Origin of the sequence: Clostridium sp. AM58-1XD (assembly GCF_003464085.1) — a bacterium.
Classification (GTDB): Bacteria; Bacillota; Clostridia; order Lachnospirales; family Lachnospiraceae; genus Lachnoclostridium_A.
The window spans coordinates 1-22,027 of record NZ_QSDR01000008.1; the positions used below are offsets into that span (position 1 = coordinate 1).

22 protein-coding genes, 2 tRNA genes and 1 pseudogene are annotated in these 22,027 nt (G+C 45.0%); 7 read left to right on the forward strand and 18 right to left on the reverse strand.

Features of this window, described 5'->3' with window-relative positions; genetic code table 11:
• Nucleotides 1-183: 183 nt before the first annotated feature.
• The 13 genes and pseudogenes from DXA13_RS06245 to DXA13_RS06300 all read right to left on the reverse strand — a co-directional run bounded on the left by DXA13_RS06245 (nt 184) and on the right by DXA13_RS06300 (nt 9,076).
• A tRNA-Ser gene (locus DXA13_RS06245) sits at nt 184-272 on the reverse strand.
• A gap of 54 nt (nt 273-326) precedes the next feature.
• A tRNA-Ser gene (locus DXA13_RS06250) sits at nt 327-412 on the reverse strand.
• 174 nt (nt 413-586) lie between these two features.
• Nucleotides 587-1,537, reverse strand: coding sequence for a DUF4846 domain-containing protein (locus DXA13_RS06255; protein WP_118242545.1), 951 nt, complete (start codon nt 1,535-1,537; stop codon nt 587-589).
• A 34-nt stretch (nt 1,538-1,571) separates the two neighbouring features.
• A complete protein-coding gene (locus tag DXA13_RS22860; RefSeq protein ID WP_347559730.1) occupies nt 1,572-1,808 on the reverse strand; it encodes a 2-C-methyl-D-erythritol 4-phosphate cytidylyltransferase in 237 nt (78 codons plus the stop codon).
• The gene (locus DXA13_RS06260) at nt 1,769-2,311 is read right to left on the reverse strand and encodes a 2-C-methyl-D-erythritol 4-phosphate cytidylyltransferase (RefSeq protein ID WP_347559731.1); all 543 of its coding nucleotides are present in this window, start codon (nt 2,309-2,311) and stop codon (nt 1,769-1,771) included. Before DXA13_RS06260 ends, DXA13_RS22860 begins: the two co-directional genes overlap by 40 nt.
• A gap of 2 nt (nt 2,312-2,313) precedes the next feature.
• Nucleotides 2,314-3,336, reverse strand: a complete 1,023-nt coding sequence (gene tsaD, locus DXA13_RS06265) for a tRNA (adenosine(37)-N6)-threonylcarbamoyltransferase complex transferase subunit TsaD (RefSeq protein WP_118242547.1) — start codon at nt 3,334-3,336, stop codon at nt 2,314-2,316.
• Between the two features lie 10 nt (nt 3,337-3,346).
• A pseudogene (locus DXA13_RS06270) lies at nt 3,347-4,263 on the reverse strand (ribonuclease Z).
• 163 nt (nt 4,264-4,426) lie between these two features.
• A complete protein-coding gene (locus DXA13_RS06275) occupies nt 4,427-4,669 on the reverse strand; it encodes a hypothetical protein (protein WP_118242824.1) in 243 nt (80 codons plus the stop codon).
• Nucleotides 4,670-4,792: 123 nt separating this feature from the next.
• A complete protein-coding gene (rimI, locus tag DXA13_RS06280; protein ID WP_118242549.1) occupies nt 4,793-5,260 on the reverse strand; it encodes a ribosomal protein S18-alanine N-acetyltransferase in 468 nt (155 codons plus the stop codon).
• An 18-nt stretch (nt 5,261-5,278) separates the two neighbouring features.
• Complete coding sequence (gene tsaB, locus DXA13_RS06285) at nt 5,279-5,977, reverse strand: tRNA (adenosine(37)-N6)-threonylcarbamoyltransferase complex dimerization subunit type 1 TsaB (RefSeq protein ID WP_118242552.1); 699 nt, start codon at nt 5,975-5,977, stop codon at nt 5,279-5,281.
• Nucleotides 5,974-6,402 carry a tRNA (adenosine(37)-N6)-threonylcarbamoyltransferase complex ATPase subunit type 1 TsaE gene (gene tsaE, locus DXA13_RS06290; RefSeq protein ID WP_118242554.1) on the reverse strand — a complete coding sequence of 143 codons (429 nt, stop codon included), beginning with the start codon at nt 6,400-6,402 and terminating at the stop codon, nt 5,974-5,976. Before tsaE ends, tsaB begins: the two co-directional genes overlap by 4 nt.
• Before the next feature lie 4 nt (nt 6,403-6,406).
• Nucleotides 6,407-6,901: a YcxB family protein gene (locus DXA13_RS06295; protein WP_118242556.1), complete on the reverse strand. Its 495-nt coding sequence runs from the start codon at nt 6,899-6,901 to the stop codon at nt 6,407-6,409.
• A 33-nt stretch (nt 6,902-6,934) separates the two neighbouring features.
• Nucleotides 6,935-9,076 (reverse strand): Tex family protein, encoded by a 2,142-nt coding sequence (locus DXA13_RS06300; protein WP_118242558.1) that lies wholly within the window; start codon nt 9,074-9,076, stop codon nt 6,935-6,937.
• A 198-nt stretch (nt 9,077-9,274) separates the two neighbouring features.
• Between DXA13_RS06300 and DXA13_RS06305 the strand changes: the two genes are divergently transcribed.
• Nucleotides 9,275-9,658, forward strand: a complete 384-nt coding sequence (locus DXA13_RS06305; RefSeq protein WP_118242561.1) for a hypothetical protein — start codon at nt 9,275-9,277, stop codon at nt 9,656-9,658.
• 131 nt (nt 9,659-9,789) lie between these two features.
• Here the strand turns inward: DXA13_RS06305 and DXA13_RS06310 are convergent, their stop codons facing one another.
• The 5 genes from DXA13_RS06310 to secA all read right to left on the reverse strand — a co-directional run bounded on the left by DXA13_RS06310 (nt 9,790) and on the right by secA (nt 16,075).
• Complete coding sequence (locus DXA13_RS06310) at nt 9,790-10,143, reverse strand: DUF2752 domain-containing protein (protein ID WP_118242564.1); 354 nt, start codon at nt 10,141-10,143, stop codon at nt 9,790-9,792.
• A gap of 5 nt (nt 10,144-10,148) precedes the next feature.
• Nucleotides 10,149-11,360 (reverse strand): homoserine dehydrogenase, encoded by a 1,212-nt coding sequence (locus tag DXA13_RS06315; protein WP_118242826.1) that lies wholly within the window; start codon nt 11,358-11,360, stop codon nt 10,149-10,151.
• Between the two features lie 6 nt (nt 11,361-11,366).
• Entirely contained in the window at nt 11,367-11,810 is a 444-nt protein-coding gene (locus DXA13_RS06320; RefSeq protein ID WP_118242567.1) for an ACT domain-containing protein, read from the reverse strand.
• Between the two features lie 493 nt (nt 11,811-12,303).
• Nucleotides 12,304-13,435, reverse strand: a protein-coding gene (gene prfB, locus DXA13_RS06325) for a peptide chain release factor 2 (protein ID WP_118242569.1) whose coding sequence is annotated in 2 segments (ribosomal slippage) — nt 12,304-13,359 and nt 13,361-13,435 — 1,131 coding nt in all. Because the reading frame shifts where the segments join, the coding sequence is not laid out codon by codon here.
• A gap of 66 nt (nt 13,436-13,501) precedes the next feature.
• Complete coding sequence (gene secA / locus DXA13_RS06330) at nt 13,502-16,075, reverse strand: preprotein translocase subunit SecA (RefSeq protein WP_118242571.1); 2,574 nt, start codon at nt 16,073-16,075, stop codon at nt 13,502-13,504.
• A 792-nt stretch (nt 16,076-16,867) separates the two neighbouring features.
• On the opposite strand from secA, the gene raiA reads away from it, so the two are divergent.
• From raiA to DXA13_RS06360, 6 genes are all read left to right on the forward strand, one after another.
• The gene (gene raiA, locus DXA13_RS06335; protein WP_118242573.1) at nt 16,868-17,395 is read left to right on the forward strand and encodes a ribosome-associated translation inhibitor RaiA; all 528 of its coding nucleotides are present in this window, start codon (nt 16,868-16,870) and stop codon (nt 17,393-17,395) included.
• Between the two features lie 268 nt (nt 17,396-17,663).
• Nucleotides 17,664-18,317, forward strand: coding sequence for a GntR family transcriptional regulator (locus tag DXA13_RS06340; protein ID WP_181995549.1), 654 nt, complete (start codon nt 17,664-17,666; stop codon nt 18,315-18,317).
• A 613-nt stretch (nt 18,318-18,930) separates the two neighbouring features.
• A complete protein-coding gene (locus DXA13_RS06350) occupies nt 18,931-19,290 on the forward strand; it encodes a cupin domain-containing protein (protein WP_118242580.1) in 360 nt (119 codons plus the stop codon).
• 12 nt (nt 19,291-19,302) lie between these two features.
• On the forward strand, nt 19,303-20,649 hold the full coding sequence (locus DXA13_RS06355) for an NCS1 family transporter (RefSeq protein ID WP_118242582.1): 1,347 nt from the start codon (nt 19,303-19,305) through the stop codon (nt 20,647-20,649).
• Nucleotides 20,650-20,662: 13 nt separating this feature from the next.
• Nucleotides 20,663-21,235, forward strand: a complete 573-nt coding sequence (locus DXA13_RS22345; protein ID WP_278287031.1) for a dihydroorotase family protein — start codon at nt 20,663-20,665, stop codon at nt 21,233-21,235.
• Complete coding sequence (locus tag DXA13_RS06360) at nt 21,130-22,014, forward strand: amidohydrolase family protein (RefSeq protein WP_278287032.1); 885 nt, start codon at nt 21,130-21,132, stop codon at nt 22,012-22,014. The genes DXA13_RS22345 and DXA13_RS06360 overlap by 106 nt, the downstream gene beginning before the upstream one ends.
• Nucleotides 22,015-22,027 lie beyond the last annotated feature (13 nt).

Sequence of the window (22,027 nt, forward strand, 5' to 3'; positions counted from 1 at the left end):
ATAAGAATTTTTCAGGGTTTTACATACTGTTTAATCTTCAATTTTCAAGGTTCTTTTGTCTGTTTCTGTCGGCTGTTTTTTTCAGCGACGCGTTATATCTTATCATAACTGCTCGGCCTTGTCAACAACTTTTTGAAACTTTTTTGAAGTTTTTTGTTGAAGCAGTTTCTTCTTAACTGCTAACGCAGAAGGAGGGATTTGAACCCTCGCGCCGCTACTAACGACCTACTCCCTTTCCAGGGGAGCCCCTTCAGCCGCTTGGGTACTTCTGCTCATGTAGCTGATTAAAATCTTCTATTTAATTACTCCAGCAGAATAATCTGCAGCGGAGAGGGTGGGATTCGAACCCACGCGCCCTTGCGGACAAACGGTTTTCAAGACCGCCTCGTTATGACCACTTCGATACCTCTCCAAAACGCGTTGTTCACCGAACGTGCTTTATTATTCTATATAAATTCCATCATTTTGTCAAGCACTTTTTTACCTTAATTTTCATTTTTTTACATAGGTTTTTCAAAAAGGTGGAAAATGCTCATTTTTACGTTTTTTCCACCTTTTTTCCGCTTATTTCAACGTGTATTTTCCTTTAATATGTCATTCTTCGGAGACTTCCTTCCTGAAATGTAAATTCAGGTGTCTCAAACGGCCAAGCAAACTCAGATGTATAATACCACGGATCATCTTCATGCTTCGGATTATTCAGTATATGAAACTGCTGAGCCGGCATGTATCCCTGCGCCAGAAGAAATGCCCTCTCTCCGTTTTCGTCTTCACATACATCGGCCACCATTACAACGTGTCCAGGACTTCCGCTATAAAGAAAAACATCTCCGATTTTTATATCATCGATTTCTAACGGAATGGATTCTTCTTTCATTGAAAGCGTACTGGCATATGCAAATACCGTATTTAAATACTGTTCGAAGCTTTCCCATGAGGAATCCGGCGCTGCTTTTTTTACCCATTGTACGTTATTTCCGCTAATACTTACCCGGTATCCTTCCTTCCATTTGCTGTATGGACATTGAAAACCGCTTACAAAGCGAAAATTAATTTTCTCATGATGGCCATTCTTCCAATAGTATTCCGCATAGATTCTCATAATTGAGTCGGCGCACTGCTGAAGATCGCGGTTTGGCAAGTGCATATTAAAAACGGCGGCATGATCAGTCTGAATTCCCTTCTCTTCCCCATTATAAAGGAGCACAGGGCTCCCATCCGGCAAAAGAGGATAATTTCTTATAAATTCTTCGAAACTGCCTTCTGTCTGATTTGTTCTTACAAAACCGGAAGGCGTCAGAAACCGTTCTTTCAAATTATTTCCTTCAGGCCGTAAAATATACCCTTTTTCTGTTACTTTTGCGTCCGAAATAAAACCGTTTTCCCCTGCCGGTCCTCCTGACGCCCCCGCTCCTCCTGACGTAGCAGCTTTCGTGTTTTCCGTTCTCATGCATGAAACCATCAATACTGTCATTACAGCCAGCAGTAACAGACCTGCCTGTTTTCTGATTTCCGTAGTACTGAAGTTTTTTCTCATCCAAAATCCTCCCGCCCCGCGGCTTCTCTCTCATTTAACAAGTTTTCTGTCTTTCAGTAAAAAATGCTTCTGCCAAAACCATATCTTCCGGCGTTGTGATCTTGATGTTGCGGTAATCTCCCGGAATCATCTTTACCCTGCAATCGGTCATACTTTCCACAACCATAGCATCATCGGTCACCCCATTCTGATACTCCTCTTTCGAGAACAGCCTGTCATAAGCAGCACGAATCAGTTCGTAATCAAATGCCTGCGGCGTCTGAATCTGCACAAGCTGCTCCGCTTCGGGGTTTCCTTTGCAAATCCTTCTTCATCCGCTACCTTGATCGTATCCTTAACAGGCATCCCTACTACGCAGGCCTTAAACTCACATGCTCCCTCTATGCATGAGCGGATTATTTCCGGTGTAATAAATGGTCTGGCCCCGTCATGGATCAAAACCGTCCCGCACTGTCCAATTTCCTCATTCAGCTCACCGACGGCCTTCAGCCCTTCATAGACGGAATGATATCTCTCCCTGCCGCCTTCCACGACCCTTCTTATTTTGCAGAATCCATATCTGTCTGTAATCTCTTCGCGGCAGTACTCCATCTCGCCTTTACCGGCTACCAGAATAATATCATCGACCCCGCTTGATTCAAACTCCTTCAGAGCATAATATATGAGGGGATTCCCCTGCAGAAGCATATACTGCTTCTGAATACTGCTCTGCATCCGTTTTCCCTGTCCTGCTGCCAGTACGATAGCCGCCGTGCGTTTTCTCCTGTTCTCCATCCTTACCGCTCCCCAAGCTTTAAGTTCGGCACCGCATTCAGATTCCATCCGGAACGGTTTCCCTTCTTGTATTCGTAATAAGCCGCTACTCCGATCATAGCCGCGTTATCCGTGCAAAAAATTGGTGATGGGTAATAGAATTTCAGATGTTCCCTATCACATGCCTCTTTCATGGCTTCTCTCAGTGCAGAATTAGAGGCCACTCCTCCAGCAATCGCCAGCTTATCATATCCGAATTCCTTCGCTGCAGCCACTGCTCTTGTGACCAGAGAATCCACCACCGCATTTTGAAAAGACGCCACCAGGTCCGGAACGCATATCTCTTCCCCCATCATCTTCGCATGGTTAATGTAGTTCAGCACCGCCGACTTCAAGCCGCTGAAGCTGAAATCATAAGGTGCATCCGCCACCTTTGCCCTCGGAAACTCTACCGCATGTTTATTGCCCTCTTTTGCCGCCTTGTCCACTTTAGGCCCTCCCGGATAACCGAGTCCTACTGCCCTGGCAACTTTGTCAAACGCTTCCCCTGCTGCATCATCCCTCGTTCTGCCGATAATCTCAAATTCCCCATAATCCTTTACTACTACGAGGTGTGTATGTCCGCCGGATACGATCAGGCAGACGAAAGGCGGCTCCAGATCGGGATGTTCAATAAAATTAGCCGATACGTGGCCTTCAATATGGTGAACGCCGATTAACGGCTTCTTTGCGGCATATGCAATTGCCTTCGCCTCTGCTACCCCGACCAGAAGCGCTCCAACAAGTCCTGGTCCATAAGTGACGCCGACTGCATCGATCTCTTCCAATGTTACTCCTGCTTCTGACAGTGCTTCTTCAATCACCTGATTGATTTTTTCTATATGTTTTCTGGATGCGATTTCAGGAACTACGCCGCCGTACAGCGTGTGCAGTGCGATTTGAGAAGAAATCACATTGGAAAGAATCTGGCGGCCGTTCTTAACGACAGACGCAGCCGTCTCGTCGCACGAACTCTCTATAGCCAGTATAAGCACATCTTTTTCCATGAGGTCCTCCTTATTTATCATCTTTATCAAATTCCAGCTCCATGGTAAATCCGTCACGGGCTGCTTTCGTTTTTGGAAAAATCTTACGCACGCTATCGATAAATTCTTCCGGCCTCGTAAGCGACGGGCTGTAATGTGTCAGCCACATCTCCTTTGGTCCGGCCGTTTTAGCCAGACGCGCCGCCTCATACATCGTCATATGTTTGTATTCTCTGGCCTTCGCTTCTTTTCCGTCTTCCCCGTACATCCCTTCGCAGATAAAGAGGTCTGCCTCTTTTGCGTACTCGGCTATGACAGGTACCGGCCTGGTATCCGTACAATAAACAACCTTCAGGCCTCTCCTCGGCGGTCCAAGAACCATGTCAGGAGTAAAGACCGTGCCGTTATCGCTGATCGTTTCTCCCTTTTGAAGTCTGCTCCAGAGCTTCTGGGGAACCTCCTGTGCACGTGCCCGTTCTACGTCAAAACGGCCTGTTCTTAAAATTGAAACGGCGTAACCATAACATACCACATTGTGATTCACCTTATATGCATCGATCACATATGGACCGATTGAAACCTGCTCCCTGGGCTCCGTAAGCTCAATAAATTTTATTGGAAAAGGAGCTCGGGCGCAATGGTTCTAAGTGCTCCCACTACCCGCTCCAGACCCCTAGGGCCAATCATAATCAACGGTTCCGTCCGTTCCGCATTTCCCATCGTCAGCAGAAGTCCGGGAAGGCCACTGATATGGTCTGCGTGATAATGAGTAAAGCAGATGATATCAATTGGTTTTGGACTCCATCCCTTTTCTTTCAGAGCGACCTGCGTCCCCTCTCCACAATCAATCAGAAGGTTGCTTCCATCGCATCGTGCCATCATGGAAGTCAGCCATCGGTAAGGCAGCGGCATCATTCCGCCTGTTCCCAGCAGACAAATATCTAACATAAGCATCCTCATTTCATTCGAATTCCGTCCCACTCCGCTCTTATTTCTTCGTGAAACGCCTATTTGGAATCATAGCACAAATGTCTCGCCGGAATCAACTATAATAAAAGAAATAGAACAAAAAAAGAAATCACTGCATCATGAGCAGCGATTTCTCATTTTTTCAGAGCAGCTCTGTCTGCTCTTCCTCTTCTACAGGAATTCTGAACTGACTTGTAATTTCATCATAGCAACATTCACATAAATCAAAGTGATGGATTTCCCCGTCTTTCTCCGAAAAGAAATCCCATGCATAATTAATTGAAATTACGCCTTCCCGTACAATTCCACTCTCAACTACGATCTTTTTCCCACAGTTGTTGCAGATTACGGACTCCAGCACTCCTCCGTTTCTGTACCTTCTCATTTTATCCTCACCTTTCTCTTTCCGGCCGCCTTGCCTCTCCTTTTTTGGCTTCACAAAAGGTGCAGCTGCCCGGGTACCCCTACATTATAATCCGAAAAACGGTGTTTTTAAGTGGTAAATGTTTCAAATACAACGCAGTCCCATCAGTACGGCATCCTCACTGGGATTGTCATAGTAATTCTTCCTTCGTCCTTCCTCTTCAAATCCCCATGATTTATAAAGCTTTCTGGCTGCTGTATTGCTTTCACGCACCTCCAGAAGGATACATTCCGCTCCCATTTCCCTGGCATACTCTGTCATGGCTTCCATCACTTTACTTCCCAGCCCCTTTTTTCTTTCAGAAGGCAGGACCCCGATTCTCTGTATTTCCCCTTCTCCTGCAAGAATGCGGAGAATTCCATATGCCGCAGTCCCTTTCCCCTCTCCCTGATCCAGAAGGAAACAGGTATCCAGGCGGCTTTTGGGCAGCTCTGCCAAAAGTTTTTCCGACCACGGAGAAGAAAAGCAGAGCCTTTCCAGCTCTGCTACATCTCTGATATCGGACATTTCCATTCTGCGGATTGCGCTGTTGTACCGTTTTTTCTCATCCATATGTCCGTCCTCCTGTCTCTATAGAGATTCTCCATTCCTTTCTCTCTCTGCCTGGGATTTTCTCAGATAATCCGGCGCATGCTCTGCTGCTGGCTCCGTCTTCCCTTCCCTGTAATAGACTGCGCCAAGAGCGGCAACGGCGCCGGCTCTCTGACGATTCATATGAGGCGGTGCGAATTCATATGGCACAGCCATGACCTCCTCAATAATCGGGCGGCAGACAGGCATTCCATCCCCTAAAAATACAACCTTTTCTCCCAGCACATTCAATTCCTCTGCCAGCTTTCTCATATCCATCGGACACTGTTCCTTTATGATTTCCATTCCGGCGCTCATTCGGTATATTCCCGTATATACCTGATTTCTTCTGGCGTCCATAATCGGGCATACAAGCCCATTGTATCCCCACATATTGTAAGCCATGGCGTCCACCGTAGGCACATGAATCAGAGGCTTTTTCAGCGCCAGGCCAAGCCCCTTGGCCGTAGCCGAACCAATCCTGAGCCCTGTAAAAGAACCGGGGCCGCCGGAAACGGCAATCGCATCGACCGAATTCAAATCCAACTCTATCATCTTAGCTACTTCATCCAGCATAGGGAGAAGGGTCTGGGAATGAGTTTTTTTAAAATTGATCGTATATTCGGCGGTCAGTACATCGTCTGTCACAAGGGCGACAGAGGCCACCAGTGATGAACTTTCTATTCCTAAAATTCTCATGCTTTTCCCTCCACTGTGATTTTCCGGTAATCGAAGCCCTTTTCCACATCTTTTTCGATCACAATATCGATCACACGGTCAGGAAGGATTTCTTCAATTAGCCCGGACCACTCGATCAGGCTTACTCCCTCCCCGTAAAAGCAGTCTTCATATCCGATTTCTTCCATTTCCTCCACGTCACCGATCCTGTACACATCAAAATGGTAAAGAGGGAGCCGGCCATCCTCATACTGCTGAAGGATCGTAAATGTAGGGCTGTTAACAGGCCCTTTAATTCCCAGACCGCTGGCAAATCCCTGGGTAAATACCGTCTTTCCCGTACCGAGGTCACCGTTCAGGCAGTACACTTCGCCGGGCTTTGCTTCTTTTCCCATCTTTTCACCCAGGGCAAATGTCTCCTCTGCTCCATAAGTCTCAATTACCATATTATCAGATTCCTTTCAGCTGTTTTTCCTCCAGATGTTTATGAACCAGCCTGGAGAATTCTCCCATATCTCCTCCGATCACACGGGCCGGAAGAAGATATGCACGTATCTTATCCATATATATAATGACCATGGTACGTGTTACGACAATCTTAACAATCTTTTTCCAAGGAAACTTGATCTCCTGACCTCCCTGGCTCACTTTTACTTCCTGCGTTCCGAATTCGAAATCAAGAGCCGCCTGCCCCTCGGCACTTTTAATCTGTTTTTTAGCCTTTATATACGCAATGACCGGCTGCCATACGGCAAAAATCAAAATCCACATGATAAACAGCACTATATAATTCAGATTTGTTGACAGCCATCCCCAGCGCAGAAATAAAAGCGCAACCATAACAACTGCAATAAATATGTTAAATAACCCCTGTTTGCTGTGGATCATGTTATATACGGAGTATCTCCACAGATCCATAGCTTCTAATTTTACATGAAATCTCATTTTTCCTCCACCTTTCGATTCTCTACGGCCTTCTTACAGCAGCATGCTTAAAGAAATCCTTTTTTTCGCAAGGTCCACGGAAAGCACTTTTACTTCCACAATATCTCCAACGCTCACCGCCTCCAGCGGATGCTTGATATAGCGCTTCGTCATCTGGGAGATATGTACCAGACCGTCCTGATGAACTCCGATATCCACAAATGCGCCGAAATCAATTACGTTGCGCACCGTTCCCTTTAATACCATTCCCGGCTTCAGATCCTTCATATCCAGGACGTCCGTGCGCAGGATCGGTTTGGGCATCTCATCTCTTGGGTCACGGGCCGGCTTTTCCAGCTCTTTAACGATATCTTTCAGCGTAATATCGCCGATCTCCAGTTCCGCCGCCAGCTTTTTGTAATCATGCACTTTTTTTCCAAGTTCCCTTAAGCCTCCGGAAGTGATATCCGATGGCTTGTACCCCAACCGTTCCAGAAGAGCCGTTGCCGCCTTATAGCTTTCCGGATGTACCGACGTCCCGTCAAGGGGATTTTTACCACCCTGGATTCTCATAAAGCCCGCGCACTGTTCAAATGCCTTCGGTCCCAGTTTTGCAACCTTCAGCAGCTGCTTTCTGTCTGTAAAAGCACCGTTATCTTCCCTGTAAGATACGATGTTCTTAGCGATTGTCTTATTGATTCCTGAAATATATTCCAGCAGGGACGCAGAAGCAGTATTCAAATCGACACCTACTTTGTTCACGCAGTCTTCTACCACGCCCTGCAGCGTCTCGCTTAAATGCTTTTGATTCATATCATGCTGATACTGGCCTACGCCAATGGATTTTGGATCGATTTTTACCAGTTCTGCAAGCGGATCCTGGAGCCTTCTGGCGATAGAAACAGCACTTCTTTGTCCTACGTCGAATTCTGGAAATTCTTCCGTAGCCAGTTTACTGGCCGAATACACGGAAGCTCCTGCTTCATTAACGATCACGTACTGCACCGGTTCCTTTATTTCCTTCAGCAAATCTACAATAATCTGTTCCGATTCTCTAGAAGCCGTTCCATTGCCTACTGAAATGAGGGAAATATGATATTTCCTAATCATGTCTTTCAAAATTTTCTTGGATTCCTCCACCTTGTTCTGAGGCGCAGTCGGATAAATGACCACGGTATCCATCACTTTTCCCGTATCATCCACAACCGCCAGCTTACAGCCCGTACGGAACGCAGGATCCCATCCCAGCACGACTCTCCCTGTAATCGGAGGCTGCATAAGCAGCTGGTCCAGGTTTTTTCCAAATACCCTGATCGCCCCATCCTCTGCCATTTCGGTCATCGCATTCCTGATTTCTCTTTCAATGGCAGGCGCGATCAGTCTTTTATAGCTGTCTTCAATGACTTCTTTCAGCACAGGCGCCGTATATGGATTGTCCCTGATAATTACCTGCTTTTCCAGAAAGCGGAGTATCTGTTCTTCCGGCGCCATAATTTTTACTGTCAGGAACTTTTCATTTTCTCCTCTGTTCAATGCCAGAATTCTGTGGCCGGCACACTTTTTCACCGGCTCTTCATGGTTGTAATACAGTTCGTATACAGATTCTTTCCCCTCTTCTTTCGCCGAAGACTGAATCATGCCCTGATCGTACGTTGTCTTCCTTATATAAGTGCGGTATTCCGCATTATCAGAAATTCTCTCAGCCAGAATATCTTTTGCACCTTCTAGGGCCGCCGCTGTATCTTCAACACCTTTTTCTGCGGAAACGTATTCTGCCGCCGTCTCTTCTAAAGAAACTTTTGCCATCTGAAGGCTGATATAATCTGCAAACGGCTCCAATCCCTTTTCCTTTGCAATCATCGCTCTCGTTCTGCGTTTCGGACGATAAGGACGGTATAAGTCATCCACAGCCACCATGGTCATGGCATGTTTAATCTTTTCTTCCAGTTCCGGAGTCAGCTTTTCCTGATCACGAATAGAAGAGAGTACCTGTTCTTTTTTCTCTTCCAGGCTGCGCAGATATTTCAAGCGTTCATCCAAGTTACGAAGAACCTCGTCGTTCAAAGAGCCTGTTGCTTCCTTTCTATATCGGGCAATAAAAGGAATGGTATTACCCTCATCAATCAGCTTTACCGCCGCCTCTACCTGATGGCGGCCAATCTGTAATTCTTTTTGCAGTACTTCTGTTATGTCCATTTTCAAACCTCCGCGGGCGTATTTAAACCGGCCGTCCGGACCGGCCTAAGCGTAACAGTTCAGACGTTTGAACTGCTACGCTTAATCCTGTTTATTATATAGCGAAACTCCGGCTACGTCTAGACAATATTTCTTTTTCATGTTAATATGGGGAAAGTGTTTACCATGTGATACTATCACAAACGGAGGAAATTTTTAATGGAACCAACAAATAATTTTAACGACCAGGGAGAGAGGCACGGAACGCCTGTACCGCAGAAAAATCCAGCCAGCTGGATGGCCGCGTTTTCGCTGATTTTCGGCATAACCGGCGCCCTCTTCTGTGTCTCCCCTTTAATACAGCTTCCCCTCGGGATCGCCGCCATCGCATTTTCCTTTCTATCCAGACAGCAGGGAATCCGCAACGTACAGACATCCGTCGGAATGGTTACGGGTATTATGGCCGTTATCCTGAGCCTGATTATTTTCTTTTCGATCATTTATGTGTATCGTGTCGTATTAAACGATCCGGTTATGGGGCCGATTTACAATGACATGTACGAACAGGTCATGGGATACTGGGGACAGATGGCGCCAAAATAATAGAAAAGTAACGTTCATCAATCCTGTTTTAAAAAAGCAAAACACCTATCTTGTTTTAAGGCAGAAGCCGAATCACAAGACGGGTGTTTTTTATGTGTAAATATAAACTGATTTGGCGCCCAAAACTCCTTTCAGGAAAGAAGATCGATTCCCTTTGCTATAAGCATATAATTTTTGTAAGCCCAGTTAATGAGAACAATGCCAAGACCAACATAGACAAACAATGGCAGCCGGCCGATAAACAGCTTTTTCTTCTTAAATACTTTTGACAGAAGCCACGTAATCAGTTCCGCCGCCGCTACAAGCGCCATATACGGCACAATAGGATGATAAATGAAGCTCTCCCGCCAGTTTCCATGAATCAGAAACCGCACCGACCTCGTTCCTCCGCAGCCGGGGCAATAGAATCCGGTAACCAGATGAAACAGGCAGGGAAATCCCTGCCTGACAATTCCTGCAATCCAATCTGTCATCTGTTCGATCATATATCTTAAATCTCTGCCCTGATAACCTTGATTACGGGAAGTGCAGCCTTGGCCCTGTCGAATGATTCCTCTGTCATCTCTCCCGTTAGGACTGCAAATTCGTTCTCATCTGCAATATCAATAGTCTGGATATTCACAAAGGCTTTTTCCGCTTCTTTTCCCATTGTCTCCGGCCTTCCGGATATCCTTACAAAATAGCGGCAGGAGGATGTATTCATCGGAGCTATCACCTGTTTTTCCGCTGTCCAGCCCATGGGTACGTTTGTCTCCATATTCTGAACCGCTTCAATCATATCTGCCACAACGGCGCTGGCAGTCGGAAGTTTGCCCGCTCCCCTTCCATAAAACATGGTAGTTCCCAGCATGTTTCCCTTAACCATGATTCCGTTATAAACATCATTTACAGCAAAGAGCGGATGTTCCGGGCCAATCATAACAGGAGCTACCCATGCATGGACGTTACCGTCTTTGATCTGGCTGGAACCGAACAGCTTGATAGAAGCTCCCAGCTTGTCCGCATACTGAAAGTCCTCTTCCGTTATCTTCGTGATGCCTTCCGTATGGATATCCTCATAATTTACTTCTTTTCCCGTTACCATCGCTGTCAGGATTGCGATCTTGCGGCAGGTATCGTGGCCTTCCACATCCGCTTCCGGATTTCTCTCCGCATATCCCAGCGCCTGAGCCTCTTTCAGTACTTCTTCAAAAGATGCCCCTTCCTGATCCATCTTTGTCAGGATATAATTCGTAGTACCGTTTAAAATGCCCGTTACTTCTTCAATTTTCTCTCCCATCAGGCAGCGGTAAAGGGGCCGGATAATCGGGATTCCTCCTCCTACGCTTGCTTCAAACAGGAAATTCACCTGTTTTTCTCTCGCAATCTCCAGAAGCTCAGTGCCGTGCGCCGCAACGAGGGCCTTATTGGAAGTAACCACGTGCTTTCCTGCTTCCAGACACGCCTTCACCCATGGATATGCCGGATTCAGACCGCCCATGGTCTCTACAACTATTTTTACGCTTTCGTCATTTTGAATCACAGAGAAATCATGCACAATTTTCTTTTCCACGGAGGTTCCCGGGAATTCTCTCAAATCCAGGACGTATTTTACTTCGATTTCCTGTCCTGCCTGCTCTGCAACCACATCTCTGTTCTGTTCCAGTATCTCTACCACTCCGGAACCAATTGTTCCGTATCCCATTACTGCTGCATACATCATCGTCATTTACTCCCTGGCTAAAATTTTTACATAGTGTACATTCTTTTTTTCTTCAATATCTTCCACCATCTTTGATATGTTTCCGGTGTCCGAACGGACTTCCACGCTCAATGTCAGCGTAGCTACGCCATTAACCGGGATACTCTGGTGGATTGTCAGAATATTTGCTTTATACATGGCAACTACATGAAGAATTTCCGACAGGAATCCCTGAATATCGTCCATCTGAATGACCAGGGTAATCGTCTTGCCCTTGGCATTGTCATAAAACGGAAAAATGTCATCTTTATACTTGTAGAAAGAACTTCGGCTAATGCCGACCCTGTCCGTCGCTTCCTGTACCGTAATCACACGTTCTGTCTCCAAAAGGCGCTTTGCCTCCACAACTTTCCGCAATACCTCCGGAACTGCTTTCTGTTTTACTACGAAATACTTATTCTTGTCTTCCATGCCATCCCTTCCTGTTCGTTGTACAAATACATCTGTGTTTGTAGAAAAGATATTACCATGATTGAAACAGGAATGCAATCAGTTTTTAAAATTTTTTTGCAAAAGTTTTCAAAATACGCATTTTGAATATCCTCAAATGCTGCTGAACCGCTTTTGTATTTTATGCAATAATCATGAAAAAATATGAGTTTCTTTCATGGCAGCCCGCCTGTATATCCGGCAGCATCCGAATTTTTTTCACCATAGACCAAAGAGTTCCGCTTGCGAAACTCTCGCGCTGAGCGCAGTACCCGATAAAGCGGGGCATGCAATCGCATTAGCGACATAATTCCTTTCGCGCGAGTGCACATCCATAGCGGAGCGTTTTTGTTTTCTAGGAAATCATACGCTTTATCACTTTACAATAACAAGATCTTTCCTGGAAAGCAAAAAAGGGCGTTGCAAAAGCAACACCCTTTTTTAACCTCTTTAATAAAAACAAATTCGTGAACTGTTAATCTTCCTGTCCCTGAGCTTCTCCGCCCAGGCTCTGCCATCTCAGAAAAGCGCTGATAAACGGGTCCAGATTGCCGTCGAGTACCGCAGCAGCATTGCCGCTCTCCGCGCCTGTCCTGTGATCTTTAACCATCGTATATGGCTGGAGCACGTAGGAACGGATCTGGTTTCCCCATCCGATTTCTTTTATATCGCCGCGGATATCGGAAATCTTTTCTGCATTCTCCTGCTGTTTCAGCAGAAACAGCTTTGCTTTCAGCATCTGCATGGCTTTATCCTTATTCTGGAACTGGGAGCGCTCATTCTGACACTGAACCACAACTCCCGTCGGAATATGGGTAATACGGATAGCGGAAGACGTCTTGTTGATATGCTGCCCGCCGGCCCCGCTGGAACGGTACGTATCAATTCTAAGATCATCCGGATTGATATCCACATCCAGATCTTCCTCAATATCCGGCATAACATCGCAGGACACAAAAGATGTCTGCCTCTTACCGGCAGCATTAAACGGGGAAATTCTTACCAGACGGTGAACTCCCCTCTCTGATTTCAGATAGCCAAATGCATTATCCCCGTTGATCTGAACAGTCACAGACTTGATTCCGGCCTCGTCTCCATCCAGATAATCCAGAACTTCTGTCGAAAATCCCTTACTGTCTGCCCACCTGCAGTACATCCGGTAAAGCATGCTGCACCAGTCGCAGGACTCTGTTCCGCCGGCTCCGGCGTTCAGGCGCAAAATTGCATTACAATTGTCATATTCTCCGGAAAGCAACGTAGATATCCTCATGGAATCGAGCTTCTCTCCGAATTCTTTCATCATTTCTTCAATCTCCGGAATTACGGATGGATCATTTTCCTCGTTGCCCATTTCAATCATGAATTCAATCTCTTCATAGGCTTCTTCCAGCTTTTTATAGCCTTCTACCGTATCCTTCAGATTTTTTGCTTCTTTTACAACCTTGGTAGAACGTTCCGGATCATTCCAAAAATCCGGTTCTTCCATGGATTTGTCTAACTCGTCGATTCGCTTTACCTTGTTATCCAGGTCAAAGTGAATCCCTCACTTCCACTAATGGTTTTTTGAACGTAGATAACGTATACTTGAACTGGTCTAATTCAACCACTGTGTCACCCTCTTTCATTTTTATAATTATTTATAAATACTCCCGGCGCTTTGGCAGCTAAACCGATTATACCGGATTTCGGCCGCAGCACTGTTTATATTTCTTACCGCTTCCGCATGGGCACGGATCATTCGGATAAACCTTCTTCACCTCACGGCGTTTTGGAGCCTGTACGGAAGAATCGTCTTTATTCGTCCCTGTCACTTTTGCGGCGGGCTCTCGCTCAACCTTTTGCTCTACACGGATATGGAAAAGAATTCTGACCGTATCTTCTTCGATTGCAGCCGTCATTCCCTCAAACATCTCATAGCCGTTCATCTTATACTCTACAAGCGGATCTCGCTGTCCGTAAGCCTGAAGGCCGATGCCCTGGCGCAGCTGATCCATATCGTCAATGTGAGACATCCACTTATTATCGATTACTTTCAGAAGGACTACACGCTCAATCTCACGGATCTGCTCTGCATCCGGGAATTCTGACTCTTTTGCTTCGTAAAGCTTAATTGCCTTTTCTTTCAGCAGATGCTTCAGCTCATCCTTCTTCATGTTCTTTATTTCATCCGTCAGAGTAACAGGCTCTAACGGAATAATCGGAAGCAGCAGGCTGTTCAGCTCTCCAATATCCCAGTTTTCCGGCGTCTGCTCTTCAGAGATAGACATATCTACTGCATTCTCCACAATATCCGTAACCATCTTCAGAACGACTTCACGCATATTGTCTCCGTCCAGTACCTTCTTCCTCTCCTCATAGATGATTTCACGCTGCTCGTTGTTGACCTCATCATATTTGAGAAGCTGTTCACGGATTCCGTAGTTATTGTTCTCAATCTTCATCTGGGCTTTTTCGATCGCATTCGACAGCATCTTATGCTCGATCTGCTCGCCTTCCGGCACTCCAAGGGCATTAAACATACTCATCAGACGCTCGGAACCGAACAGCCTCATCAGGTCGTCTTCCAGACAGATGTAAAATCTGGATTCACCAGGATCTCCCTGACGTCCGGAACGGCCTCGCAGCTGATTGTCAATACGTCTTGATTCGTGGCGCTCCGTACCAATAATCTTCAGTCCGCCTAAGTCCTTTGCCTCGTCGTCAAGTTTAATATCCGTACCACGGCCAGCCATATTAGTAGCGATTGTAACCGCACCGTGAATACCTGCATCAGCTACAATTTCCGCTTCCAGCTCATGGTATTTCGCATTCAGGACTTTATGCGGAATTCCTCTCTTCTGGAGCATGCGGCTCAACATCTCAGAAGTTTCAATCGTAATCGTACCGACGAGCACTGGCTGCCCTTTCTTATGGGTTTCCACAATCTCGTCGACTACTGCATTGAATTTTTCCTTTTTCGTCTTATAAACGGCGTCTTCATGATCGATACGGGCAACTGGTTTATTCGTAGGAATTGCAATCGCATCCATGCCGTAGGTGTTACGGAACTCTTTTTCCTCCGTAAGAGCCGTACCGGTCATACCAGCTTTTTTATTGAACTTATTAAAGAAGTTCTGGAATGTAATCGTCGCAAGTGTCTTGCTCTCACGTCTTACGTGTACGTGCTCCTTCGCCTCAATCGCCTGATGAAGGCCGTCAGAATAGCGGCGTCCAGGCATAATACGGCCCGTAAATTCATCTACAATCAATACTTCATCGTCTTTCACCACGTAATCCTTATCACGGAACATCAGATAATTGGCGCGTAGTGCCAGAATCACGTTATGCTGGATTTCCAGATTTTCCGGATCAGCCAGGTTTTCTATATTAAAAAACTTCTCTACCTTCTTTACACCGTCGGCTGTAAGGTTGACAATCTTATCCTTTTCATTGACAACGAAGTCGCCCTCTTCCTCAATCTCCTCGCCCATAATTGCATTGATCTTGGAAAATTCAGCTGATTCCTTACCTTTAATCAGCTGATGGGCCAAAACATCACAGACCTCATAAAGCTTTGTGGATTTTCCGCTCTGACCGGAGATGATAAGCGGTGTCCTCGCTTCATCGATCAACACGGAATCGACCTCATCAATGATCGCATAATCCAGCTCTCTGAGAACTCTCTGTTCTTTATATATAGCCATGTTGTCTCTCAGATAGTCGAAACCTAATTCATTATTGGTTACATATGTGATATCACATGCGTAAGCAGCACGTCTCTCATCATTATTCATGGAATTCAGCACAACGCCAACCGTAAGGCCAAGGAACTCATGGACCTTGCCCATCCACTCTGCATCTCGTTTTGCCAGATAGTCATTGACAGTTACGATATGAACGCCCCTGCCGGAAAGCGCATTCAGATATGCCGGTGCTGTGGAAACAAGCGTCTTACCTTCACCTGTTCTCATCTCGGCAATGCGCCCCTGATGAAGAACGACGCCGCCGATGAGCTGTACCCGGTAATGCTCCATACTGAGCACCCTTCGTGCAGCCTCTCTGACAACAGCAAAAGCCTCCGGAAGAATATCATCCAGAGTCTCTCCTGCGGCTAAACGCTCTTTAAAAATTCTCGTCTTGTCGCGGAGCTGCTCATCAGTCAGTTCGATCATCTCCGGTCTAAGGCTTTCTATTTTGTCCACAATCGGATAAACGAGCTTCAGCTCCCTCTCACTATGCGTACCAAATACTTTTTCAATAATATTCATAGAGTCTCTCCTGCTTCTTATCTATTACTTTTCTTAACATATTTAACGGTACAATCCCGTATATTGTAACACCTTCCATTCTTTTATTCAACTCGTTCATGAAAATTTAACAATATTACTATGAATGTGTCATAATTGAGCAAACACTCGGAGCTTGCGTGTTATTCCGTCCATACCGCGCCTGATCAAGCCGGTATGAGCAGACAGGCACCTGCGTTCATATGTATATCACACCCGCTGTCAAGCATCCGTTTTGATTTTTGATCATCTTCTCCCATATTATCATTGACAGGATTCCATGCTTTTAATACCGTTTCCACAACATGACACAAATTGACATAATCGACAAAATTATGGTAAACTTAGCATATTGCACAGAAAATAGGTTCTATTTTACACTTATCCACATTATCCACACGAACCTTGTGAAAAAGTACCCATTTTTATCCCCACCAAAAACCCGCCATTTTAACAGAAAAAGCACTTATACACCAAGTTATCCACATTATCCACATCTTTTTTCCCCACGATTCTGTTTTTTCCGAAAAAGTTCATACTTTTTTAATTTTTGTACACTTGTCATAAACTTGCATATTTCGACAAAAAAAACACGATTCTACTTGACTTTTTAAAAAGGCCATATATAGTTTTTCAACAGCTTTTTAATTTTTAAGTAGAAACTTTTCACGAAAAATTTAGAATAATTGTCGAAATATTCAAGCTTGTCCTGTTGAGTTTTACAACTTCATATGCTATAATAATCATATCACAAGAAAAAGGAGCTGATGGTTTATGCGTTATGTGATTACAGGTAGAAATATTGAGGTAACTCCTGCATTGAAATCCGCAGTTGAGGACAAAATTGGAAAGCTAGAGCGTTATTTTACTCCCGATACTGAGGTAATCGCCACCTTAAGTGTTCAGAGAGATCGACAGAAGATCGAGATAACCATCCCTATGAAAGGCAATATTATCCGCGCGGAAGAATCCAGCAGCGATATGTATGTTTCCATCGATTTAGTAGAAGAGATTATCGAACGCCAGATCAAGAAATATAAGAGAAAATTAATTGATAAAAAGCAGTCCGCACTCTCTTTCTCAGAAGCTTTTGTAAATGAAGAATACGATATAGATGACGAAGTCCGCATTGTAAAAACAAAGAAATTTGGGATCAAACCAATGGATCCTGAAGAAGCATGCGTGCAGATGGAACTTCTCGGCCACAGCTTTTATGTATTCTTAAATTCCGAGACCGATGAAGTCAATGTCGTTTATAAGAGAAAAGGAAATACCTACGGACTGATCGAACCGGAGTTTTAAAACATTTTGTGCCCCCGGGCAAACAGCACTGGAACGTATGATAATGGGCCGCCGCATTTAAATGTGGCGGTCTTTCTCTATTAATTGCATGAGAATATCCCTTAAATTTCCCTATGCAGTAAAAGTTCTCTATTTAAAAAGCCAAAGCATTACGCAAGTGTATAGGAGAATTGAAACAGGAAAAATCCGAAGCGCCGTAAATATTTTCTATACTTTTAATCGTGACAGTTGTATAATATACACAAACAAACGAATAGGACAAAATAAAATGAAAACTCACACATCACTGACTGCAATCGCTTACGAAAATATTAAAGAGCAGATATTAAATCAGGTTCTCCGTCCAGGAAGCGCGATCGGGGAAATCGAGCTGGCGCAGCAGCTTGAGATGAGCCGAACTCCTGTCCGTGATGCAATTAAGCGTCTGGAATCAGAAGGATTAGTGGAAGTCATTCCCAGAAAGGGAACGTTTATCCGCCATCTCACGGCCAACGAACTGATTATGTGCTACGAGGTAACGGAAGGATTGGAGGGTATGCTGGCTTACCATATTGCTGCTCAGGTAAGAGAATGCCTGATCACGCAGGAGCAGCTTCAGCCCCTGCGCCAATGCATTGAAGCCATGGACTCCTACTATGAGCAAAATGATCCGAAGTCATGGGTAATGACCGATGAAAAATACCACGAGATCCTGTATTCCTTATGTGATAATACGATCCTTCAGGAATACATCCACAAGATAAGAACACAGTTCAATTGTGTTTCCTGGTTTATTACTCCAAGAGTCGACCGTAAGCGGTCGAATGATGAGCACAAGGAATTGTACCAAAGCCTGCTGGACGGGGATGCCGAAAAAGCACGCAGTGTTGCCCAGGCCCAGCGTGCGCGAATCCGGGAAGAAATCAAAAAAAATTATATCTGAAACATCAAAGAGGATGTTGCAAAAAGGGAAACACCCAAAAACAGGTTTGATAGTTTTTGGGTGTTTTTATTTCACGTGGAGGAATCCTGCCTCTGAAAAATTGTCTGAATATCAAAACGGCAGCCGTAACGTTGATCTGATAACTATGTTTTATGTTTTTCTGCTTTATAACGATATTTCAATTCTCGGAAAGACCGCTAAATCATAGCGGGATTTGTTTGTCAGGTAACGGTATAAGTCCGGATGAGCTTTTCCTTCTTTTGTCTGCTTTTTAGTCAGAAGGAGATGAACCGGACAGTCAAACTCCTCAAGGCTTGGCAGGGGAAGGTTTGATATGGTTTTTCTTATATATATCACGTTTCCACCTTTCTTCTCTCCTTCTCTGTAGATCTATGTATTTATTTTGCAATACCGCTTACGCGTTACCCATCTTATTTTTCAATAATTATCGTTCGTCTTTTTCTTTTATTTTGACTAATATGCACAAATATTTTGTCTATTATTGTAGTTAATGTATATTGACTATACATTTTTTCTTATGTATTATTGATATATCACGTGATATACAAGTAGGTATATAAGCATCTCACTAGAAAAAGGAGGAAGCAACATTATGATTGTAAAACCTGAAGAAATCCTGTTTACCGACAAAGGCGGCGGTGTCAGCCAGCGTATGCTGGGATATCGTCAGCCGCTTATGGCTGTAGAAATGACCTTTGCGAAAGGTTCTGAAGTGTCTCCTCACAGCCATCCAGACCATCTGCAGGGAATTTATATTGTAAAGGGAAGTTTTGAAATTACCTGCGGAGGGGAAACATCAATTATGAAAGCAGGCGATATGTGCTTTGCCGACAAAGGAGAAATTCACAGCACGCTCTGTCTGGAGGATCAATCCATACTGCTGGATATCCATACACCGATGAGAGAAGATATTTTGAAAGAAGGACTCGATTATAACAGCCAGTTCAAATAGGGGGGAGTACGTATGAGCCAAGAAAACAAGACAGCCTATGACATTTCAAAAGACCAGTTACGTCCATCCGACACCAGAGTTATGGATCCTGTTTCCTATACATTCGCCTGGATCGGAGGAAATATTTCTGTAGCCATATTCATGGTAGGGGCCAGTCTGGTTCCTCCTGCAGGAAGTTTAAATCTTGTTCAGGCATTCCTGGCGCTGTTAATCGGTTTAACTCTGACTGCTATTGTACTTACTATCAATGGTGCTCCGGGCCATAAATATGGTATTCCCTATGTAGTTCAGGCCCGCCCTGTCTTCGGCACGATAGGCCTAAAGCTTCCGGCCCTTCTACGCGGTATCCCTGCACTTGTATGGTTTGGTGTGCAGAGCTGGGTCGGCGCTTCCGCAGTCAATGTAATTTCAGCCCGCATGTTCCATTATGACAATCTGATTGTTGTCTTTATTGGTTTTGTCATCATTCAGGCTATCCTTGCCTACACAGGTCTCAAAGGCGTCAAGTGGATTGAAAATATTGGTGTTTTTGTCATTTTCTTTTCGGTCGTATATATGACCTACATTATCGTTACAAACTTCGGAGCCAGCATATCAGAAAATCTTATTGAATATAAAGGCTCATGGGGAATGCCCTTTATTACGGCAATTACTGCCAGTATCGGCTTTTCCACAACGATCGTAACGAATATTTCCGACTTTATGAAGGACGTCTCTAAGTCTGTCAAAACGCCGTTTACCGCTGTGCTTCACTGGATCGCCTTTGTTCCTACCAATATGTTTTTAGGATTAATCGGCCTTATGACAGCCAGCATTACAGGGGAATGGGACCCAATCCAGCTTTTCACCAAGACGCTCCCCAACAGTCCTGTGCTCATTGTTTCCCTTATTTTTATCGCATTCGCACAGATTACGACAAATTTGTACAACAATCTCGTTCCCGCAAGCTATGTGCTGATCGACTTAACAAAAATGGACTACAAAATAGCCGCTCCGATCTGTGTATTTTTATCCATTGCAACATTCCCCTGGAAAATTGCTTCTGTGGGTGCGTTCCTTGTTTTTATTGAAATATGTACTGCTTTTTTCGGAGCCATTTTCTCTGCCCTTGTAACGGACTACTATCTGTTCAGGCGCAGGAATCTGGATATTCAGGATTTGTACAGCCCTACCGGGCCTTTTGTAGGCATCAACTGGAGAGGTATCATAGCCATTACCTGTGGAGCTGTAATCGGGCTGATCTTCATCAACGTCTCCTGGTTTGTCAGTCTGATCCCCACATCGCTTATTTATTATCTTCTGACCAAATATACCGCATTAAGTCCAAGTTTTAATAAAGGAACTATTTTCGAGAAATGAAAGGAGATATCTCATGCTGGATAAACTGTTTATTAATGGCACAATTGTAACTAAGGATTCCCGGTTTGCGGGAAATATCGGAATTACAGGAGAAAAGATCACACATATTCTATCTCCTGACGTACAGCCTGAGGCAAAAGAGGTGATTGATTTATCAGGAAAATATGTACTTCCCGGAATGATTGATGCCCATGTTCATTTTGAGGACCCAGGTCATACGGACAGGGAAGACATGCTTCACGGTACTGCGGCCTGTGCAGCGGGCGGCGTTACGACCGTTGTGCTGATGCCTACAAATGATCCTCTTATTTTTACATTAGATGCATATAAGAAAAATCTCGAGGCCTATAAAGACAGAGCATACGTGGACTATGGCATTCACGGAGCCTGGACGCCGGCAGTTTCTCTCATGCGCGGGAGCTTTGGCGGGAAAGCGGCGTCACTGCCATCAAAGTTTTTATGTGCTACGCCTCTGCAAATATGGGATTTGTTACAGATAAGACTCTGTATGAGACTCTGGAACTGGCAAAGGAAGAAGATGCCATCGTCATTATTCACTGTGAAAATGATGAAATTATTAAAATGAACGAAGAGCGCATGAAAGCTGCCGGAAGAACCGACCGGCTTTCCTTCAATCACAGCCGTCCGGGCTTTGGAGAAGTGGAAGCAATCCGGCGCGCCCTGTTTTTTGCCAAGCAGACCGGCGCCAGGGTAATGATTCCCCATGTGTCTACAGCAGAGGGGCTCCTGGAGGTTCGCCGAGCAAAGGAAGAAGGAGTGCATGTGTGGGCGGAAAGCTGCCCTCAATACTTTACCTTCACCACTGACGACTTTGAAAAGCAGGGCCCGTATCTTAAATTTACTCCTGTCATGCACGAAGAGGAAAACCGGCTCCTCATGTGGGATTTAATCGGAAAGGGGTATGTCGACTCCATTGGTTCCGATCACTCCCCATTTACGGTCGCGGAAAAAGAAGCAGGAAGCGATAACATCTGGAAGGCGCCCAATGGCATCCCAGGTCTGGAAGCGGAACTGGCTGTATTCCTGCAGGGAGTTAATGAAGGAAAACTCTCTCTGGAAGACGTCGTGAGAATGACAAGCTATAATCCTGCCCATATCTACCGTCTGCCTTCCAAGGGCGAGATTCGGACTGGATATGATGCTGATTTAACTATCGTGGATCTCAGTCTGGAAAAGGAATTTACAAAAGAAACGATTCACTCAAAATGTCCATGGTCTCCCTATATGGGGCGTACCTTTAAGGGCTGGCCGGTAATGACGGTTGTCCGCGGACAGATTGTAGCCAAGGACGGCAAACTGCTGGGAAGTCCTTCTCACGGTAAACATATCTGCAGAGAAAAATAATAATATTCATTAG